Source organism: Pseudomonas sp. (assembly GCF_026224925.1).
GTDB lineage: Bacteria > Pseudomonadota > Gammaproteobacteria > Pseudomonadales > Pseudomonadaceae > Aquipseudomonas.
This window is the reverse complement of record NZ_JAMFRV010000149.1, coordinates 1-6,009: the sequence shown is the minus strand read 5'-3', so window position 1 is coordinate 6,009 and position 6,009 is coordinate 1. Positions and strand designations below refer to the sequence as shown.

The 6,009-nt window shown below is 53.2% G+C and carries 6 protein-coding genes and 3 pseudogenes; 8 read left to right on the top strand and 1 reads right to left on the bottom strand.

Annotated elements, in window-relative coordinates; all coding sequences use genetic code 11:
* The first annotated feature begins 299 nt into the window (after window positions 1-299).
* The 7 genes and pseudogenes from M0974_RS06395 (at window position 300) to M0974_RS06365 (ending at window position 4,983) form a co-directional block, all read left to right on the top strand.
* Window positions 300-680, top strand: a complete 381-nt coding sequence (locus M0974_RS06395; RefSeq protein ID WP_297834176.1) for an AcaB family transcriptional regulator — start codon at window positions 300-302, stop codon at window positions 678-680.
* A 71-nt stretch (window positions 681-751) separates the two neighbouring features.
* Window positions 752-862: pseudogene (locus M0974_RS06390) on the top strand (type II toxin-antitoxin system RelE/ParE family toxin); the annotation flags it as partial.
* Window positions 863-1,133: 271 nt separating this feature from the next.
* Window positions 1,134-2,147 carry a S8 family peptidase gene (locus M0974_RS06385; protein ID WP_297834178.1) on the top strand — a complete coding sequence of 338 codons (1,014 nt, stop codon included), beginning with the start codon at window positions 1,134-1,136 and terminating at the stop codon, window positions 2,145-2,147.
* 808 nt (window positions 2,148-2,955) lie between these two features.
* On the top strand, window positions 2,956-3,156 hold the full coding sequence (locus tag M0974_RS06380) for a hypothetical protein (RefSeq protein ID WP_297834174.1): 201 nt from the start codon (window positions 2,956-2,958) through the stop codon (window positions 3,154-3,156).
* 60 nt (window positions 3,157-3,216) lie between these two features.
* A complete protein-coding gene (locus tag M0974_RS06375) occupies window positions 3,217-4,086 on the top strand; it encodes a GyrI-like domain-containing protein (RefSeq protein WP_297834171.1) in 870 nt (289 codons plus the stop codon).
* Between the two features lie 256 nt (window positions 4,087-4,342).
* On the top strand, window positions 4,343-4,573 hold the full coding sequence (gene vapB, locus M0974_RS06370) for a type II toxin-antitoxin system VapB family antitoxin (RefSeq protein WP_297834168.1): 231 nt from the start codon (window positions 4,343-4,345) through the stop codon (window positions 4,571-4,573).
* The gene (locus tag M0974_RS06365; protein ID WP_297834165.1) at window positions 4,570-4,983 is read left to right on the top strand and encodes a type II toxin-antitoxin system VapC family toxin; all 414 of its coding nucleotides are present in this window, start codon (window positions 4,570-4,572) and stop codon (window positions 4,981-4,983) included. The genes vapB and M0974_RS06365 overlap by 4 nt, the downstream gene beginning before the upstream one ends.
* Before the next feature lie 142 nt (window positions 4,984-5,125).
* Here the strand turns inward: M0974_RS06365 and M0974_RS06360 are convergent.
* Window positions 5,126-5,398, bottom strand: a pseudogene (locus tag M0974_RS06360) (conjugal transfer protein TraG); the annotation flags it as partial.
* 480 nt (window positions 5,399-5,878) lie between these two features.
* Here M0974_RS06360 and M0974_RS06355 point away from each other — a divergent pair.
* Window positions 5,879-6,009, top strand: a pseudogene (locus M0974_RS06355) (GDP-mannose pyrophosphatase); the annotation flags it as partial.

Genomic DNA, 6,009 nt, shown 5'->3' with positions numbered 1-6,009 from the left:
TTGCTGTTTCATATTGACCACTTTGCTGGTGCTGATCATGCGGCTTAGTGAGCGGGATGGTATCAGTCCGGCTTGAACTCGTTTGGCCTACGACGTATCACCTGGCCGCTGTTTTCCGCGCTTCACGATTGTCTACTCCACGGGAATCGCGGTGCCTAACTGCGACTATCATTCCACTGGAATTACCATCCCCCAATACCCCATTTCCGAAAAGAACCAACCCGATCCAGTTTGAGCGCTGACAACCTTTCTGCCCCTTGGCGACACTGATTGCATCCAAGCCAATCAGGACGTTTAAAGTGGCAGAACCTATCCAGCTAAACCTCGGTGCTCTTCCCAGCACCATGGACCTCACCCTGCATACCCACCATGCCGCGCGGATCTGGTATGGCCGAACTGCGTCCGACGAGAAGAATGGCATCATCGGCTTAAGCGGTTTCGTCGGGATAATGAACAAGATGAAACGCGGTGCTGAGCTTGATGATCCTTACTCTGACCGGTGGATCATTCAGGTGGTGGTTGTGAAGATACCGATGGTTGAGGACAGTATTGATCAGCAGCTTTGGGGGCTTTTGGAAGGGAGGCGGGCGTTGGCTCGGGATCTGGTCGAGGAGGGGTTTGATGAGGGGAAGGCGAGGGCGTTGGTGGCGTCTGCATTATCTGTAAAGGTTCTTGTCTAGCTGTAACGGCTCGCGTTTGAAAACACGTGGGCTCGCATTCAGCGACATTTATGGCTCACATTAACTGCAACCAGCCACGTGATGTGCGGCGAATTCAGGCCGGCCAGTATGAAATGCGCTACGAAATAGTAGATTCCACCATTTACCTGCTGCGTTTGTGGCACACCCGCGAAGATCGATAGCATAGCAACAGATCATGCACTCTCAGATTGCCTCCCAGCCGGATTGTAGTCTTGTCATAAATTGTCTCAACGTAGACTCAAGCAAAAATTGAAACAGTAACGGGTTGCCGGTATGAATGAGGATCAATTATCCAAAGTACTGAAAATGGGGGGATTACCCACCCATGGATATTTAACTCAATGGTTATCTATTATGCCTCAATCACTGCTCACCTACGCGCGTAAAAAATCGTTTGGCGCGCTGCAATGTACTACCCTGCTCGTCCTGCCCATGCTCCTGCTGGGCTGCGTCACACCAAGGGCACCGGCCTCTTCGGAACTCGACATAAGTGCCTTTGAAACAACCGAATACTTCGCACTAAAAGCCCTGCCAATCGTCAAAGCCTCAACGCTTTATGCGCGTGGCGGCACCGGCCAGAACGTCAAAGTTGCCTTGATTGATTCAGGCATGAACGACATGCTCTCCGAGTTTCAAGACCGCGTCGCCGATCCGGGCTACGACTTTGTGCGCAATCTCCCTGGTACCGTCGATATCAAAGGTCACGGTACTCAGATGGCCGGCATTCTCGCCGCCAGCAAGGACGACAAGGGCATGCACGGCATCGCCTTTAATGCTCAACTGATCCCCATGCGCTTTGGTGACGACAAGGAACCCTTCTACTTTGACAGTGCAATCGCTCAGGCGTGGACACTTGGTTATGACAAAGGCGCACGCATTTTCAGCAACTCATGGGCCAACCCGATAGAGGCCAATACCAACGAGGTGTTTGTTTACGAACACTTGATGGGCGAGTCTCTGGAAAGTGCCAAAAAACTAGTGGCCGACGGTGCCGTACTCGTCTTTTCGACCGGCAATGAAGTCAAGCGTGAACCCCTCGCCGAGCCGGGTCTGCCAGGTCTCTATCCGGAACTGGAAAAAGGCTGGATCGCGGTCATGGCCCTCAAGAGCGACGGCACCGCCATTACTCAGAAATCCAACTACTGTGGCCTCGCGGCGCGCTGGTGTATCGCGGTGCCAGGAGGAGATCACGGGGATGGCTTGCTGACGACGCAAAAAGACGGCAGCTATGGGCCAACCATCGGAACGTCCCCTGCTGCTGCGCTGGTCAGCGGTGCTTTGGCCGCGCTGCAAAGTCGCTACCCTGAAATGACTCCGCAACAACTGCGAGATCGCCTGCTCAGCACTGCTAATCGAAACGGTATCTTCGCCAACAGCGAAGCTTATGGACAAGGCTTAATGGACCTAGATGCAGCTTCGCGCCCAGAATCTGTAGCTATCGAGTAGGCGACAAAATTTTCTGGGGTTTGGGCATAGAACCCCTTGATGAGTTCAGGCACTTCATGCGAGCGAGCTGCAAGTCGTCCAACCCGACCTCAACGAGCTGGGAAGACTGCATCGGCAATGGCTGTCCGATTTGAACGACTTCAAAAGCTCGCTACGCGCGTAGGGCGTAGACCCCAAGGTGTTGGACTACACGAACGAGGCATTCGCACGTTTGGCGGAGCGCATCAAGCAGCTTGCCAGTTGAATTGCACCGTACAAGGATCGGGATGCTTTTTTTGAGACACGCCACAACAAACATCTAGAACCTAATGAGACAAAACAGGCCTGCGGGGTAATTGCAAATAGCATGAGCCCGTCGCAGTTAATGTGAGCCAGTAATGCCGCTGAATGTGAGCCCGCGTGTTTTCAAACGCGAGCCACTGCACCTAGTGCTGTCAGCGCCTCGAAAAATTCAAGTAAGGGCATCAATGATGCTTCCTGCGCTTGAGGGTCGTATCTAACAATGCCAACACGATGGCCACAAACAAGAAGAAATAGCTGCTATGGCTGAGGTTATGGTTCTACTCAGAAATGGCAAAAAACTAACTCCAGAGATACTTTCTGAATGGGTGGAGGGCGACGGTATGAAGTGGCGGAAAGATACTCCGCTCGATCGACATATCTTGGCACCAGCCTTGATTAGGTCTGTTTCCTAGATTTACAGCGGGCGTCGGACTTTCCGTGAACATCAGGTGGGGCCTGCTGATACCCTTGTCAGGAGGCCCCAAGATCCAGCACGTTTCCCGTGCAATCCTGACAGAGAGCCCGTATGACTCCCTGCCGTGCCACTTCGCTACGCCCTGGACAATTCAAACACCTGATCCGATTTGCATCCGTCACTGGTCGACTACCTGAGCGCGATGTGATGCTGCTGTGGCTCACCCACACCACCGGCATCCGCGTCACTGAGCTGGCTTTGCTGGAGGTCGCATTGGCCAACCCAAAAAGTGCCTTGAGCAAGCGCGGCTAGGCGCGTTCGCGCCGCTATAGTCGACTCTATTGCCGACCGTACTTCCAGGAGCTTTTCCCAGTGTCTGACATGCCGACCAATTTCGCTTACACAAAACGCTTCAACGCCGTACTCGCCTACATTGATGCCAATCTCGAAGGTGACCTGTCGGTGAAGACGTTGAGCCATGTGGCGAACTTTTCGGCGTTTCACTTCCATCGACAATTCACCGCGTTCGTTGGAGTGCCTGTCTCACGTTATGTGCAACTGATGCGACTAAGACGCGCGGCACATCGCCTAGCCGCCCTCGCTGATCACTCTGTACTGGACGCCGCACTCGGTGCCGGCTTTGAAAGTCCCGAGGCATTTTGCAGGGCGTTCAGGCGGGCGTTCGGTACGACGCCAAGTGCGTTCAGGAAGGAACCGAACTGGCAGGTCTGGAATGCGGTATTCGCAATCCCTCACTTTTCTAGGACTATCATCATGCAAGTACGAATCGTAGATTTCCCTGAAGTTAAGGTAGCAGCGCTTGAGCACTGCGGACCAGCCGTGCTCGTCAATGAGAGCGTGCGCACGTTCATCGAGTGGCGTATGCAGAGCGGACAGTCGCCGGTGGCATCGAGTCGCACCTTTGGCATTCCCTATAGCAACCCCGATACGACACCTCCACAAGCATTCCGCTTCGCAATCTGCGGCGAGATTCACGAGGCCGTGGCGCCGAATGAGTTCGGCGTGCACGAGATCGTCATTCCTGCCGGTCGCTACGTCGTGGTGCGACACGCGGGGTCACCGGATCACATCGGCGAAACGATCTATCCGATTTACCGCGATTGGCTTCCTGCCAGTGGAGAGGAACTTCGTGACCAGCCGCTGTTCTTCAATTACCTGAGCGTCTATCCCGAGACACCGCAGGATCAATGGCAAACAGATGTGTATGTTCCGCTGCAATAGCGGAGCAAGCAGCTTTCGACCCTGAGCTGACGGCTTCGTAATATGACAATCACAACAGTATAGAGCCCACGGCTAAAGGCATGTGATACCTCCCACTTACAAATTCATGTCTAGACCACTCAAAACCGTACCTGACGGTGGATCAAGCCACGATCCGGTGGGCATTTACAATCGCTTTTTGATGTGTCATATGTCTTGCCTATGTGTGTTTGTGTTGCTATATTGCATATGTCTTACATATGCAAGGATTGGCATCATGCGCACTGTCTCAATTTTCAAGAACGGTAAGAATCAAGCAATTCGCTTTCCTACTGACATGGCGTATGAGGGTGTCGGGGAGTTGGAGATTACGCGCAGCGGCGACACGATAACTCTGCGCCCCGTGCGCCCGAGCTGGTCGTCGCTGGCTGAATTGCCCAAGGCTGATGCGGACTTTCTGCAAGAACGTCCGAGCGTTATCAGAGATGAAGGCAGGTTCAATCTGTGACCACGTACATGCTTGATACCTGCATTTGCTCTTTCATCATGCGCGAGCGTCCAGAGTCTGTTTTGCAACGCTTGGTCGCGGAGGTTGCGCGGAATAATCGGATCGTAATTTCTGCGATTACCTACGCCGAAATGCGTTACGGGCAGATCGGTAAGAAGGCATCGCCCGGGCACAAAACGCTTGTTGATGAGTTTGTTAAACGTCTGGATGAGGTCTTACCGTGGGATCAAAGCGCGGTTGACGCGACGGTCGAGGTGAAGCTCGAACTCACCAAGGCAGGCTTGGTCATTGGCGAGAATGACACCGCTATTGCCGGTCACGCGATTGTTTCGGGCTGTGTGTTGGTCACGAACAATGTGCGTGAATTCAGCCGCGTTTCGGGGCTGCCTTACGAGGACTGGGTTCACTGAGGAAAATCGCTCAGTTGCACCTCAAGCCCTGGCCTAAAAACCGGGGCCAAGGACGTAGAAGAACATCATAATTCGGCAAGGAAGAATCCATGTCCACAGCATCTAGCTATGTCGCTGACGCCAAAGGCCTGTTGCGGCAACAGTCCACAAAGATCATCGCGAACTGAACAATAGAGACTGTGATCACTATCTTCAAATCAAAAGTACTGAACGGCAGCACCAACGGTATGCGGATGATCAACGCCATTTTTAATAGCACCAGCACCAGCACCAGCAGCATCGGCAGCGCTTGGCGTACAACGTCCATCGCAGGGAAGTAGGCAAGGGACCCGACACCCAGTCCCGCAGCGCCAGTCACGCGGCTCAAGTCGTTGAACATCGATGCTCCAACTTGGCCACCGTAATGCGTCAGGGATTCGGATATCAATAATCTGCGAGAGCAAGTCGGTTTGGTCCGGTTTTGGCACTGGAATATATGGCCATTTGATCTGTCCTAAAGTGACGGTAAGAGCACCTTGGCAAATCACCGTGTAAGTGGCAGCAGGAAAACTGGTTTCAGGTAGATGTGATTCGAACTTTTATGTACTGGGAGTTTCATCCGTCAAAATGACGCGCAACAGATAAGGTTCACCTTCATGGCGCTCAATCACCAAGGACAGATCAACCCAAACTCGATCTGTTCTTTCACCACTGGCAGGGAATGGGTACAAACCGCAACCCGTGTAATTTTCTTCTTCAAAATCAGGGTATTTCAGTAGCTCTTGGTGAGCACGGTGCGACGACACAGACAAAGATGGCACCGAGTTGCCAGTGCATGACCTTCATTTCGGACCGAACCCTGCTTACTGTCCGCGGCCCCCAACTCTGCACCTAAAAACGAATAAGGACTGAACGCATGAAACCAGCCATTGCCACCAAGGACCGCGTGCGCATCCAGCAGGTCGAAATACTGTCGGATAACTGGTATGTCCTGCGCAAGACCACTTATGACTTCCAGGGCCGAGACGGCACTTGGCGCAATATGTC

What these genes read in the sequence shown, in the direction of transcription:
- vapB (WP_297834168.1), top strand. Translation starts at nt 4,343, where the DNA reads ATGCGCACTGTCTCAATTTTCAAGAACGGTAAGAATCAAGCAATTCGC.
- M0974_RS06385 (WP_297834178.1), top strand. Translation starts at nt 1,134, where the DNA reads ATGCTCCTGCTGGGCTGCGTCACACCAAGGGCACCGGCCTCTTCGGAA.
- M0974_RS06380 (WP_297834174.1), top strand. Translation starts at nt 2,956, where the DNA reads ATGACTCCCTGCCGTGCCACTTCGCTACGCCCTGGACAATTCAAACAC.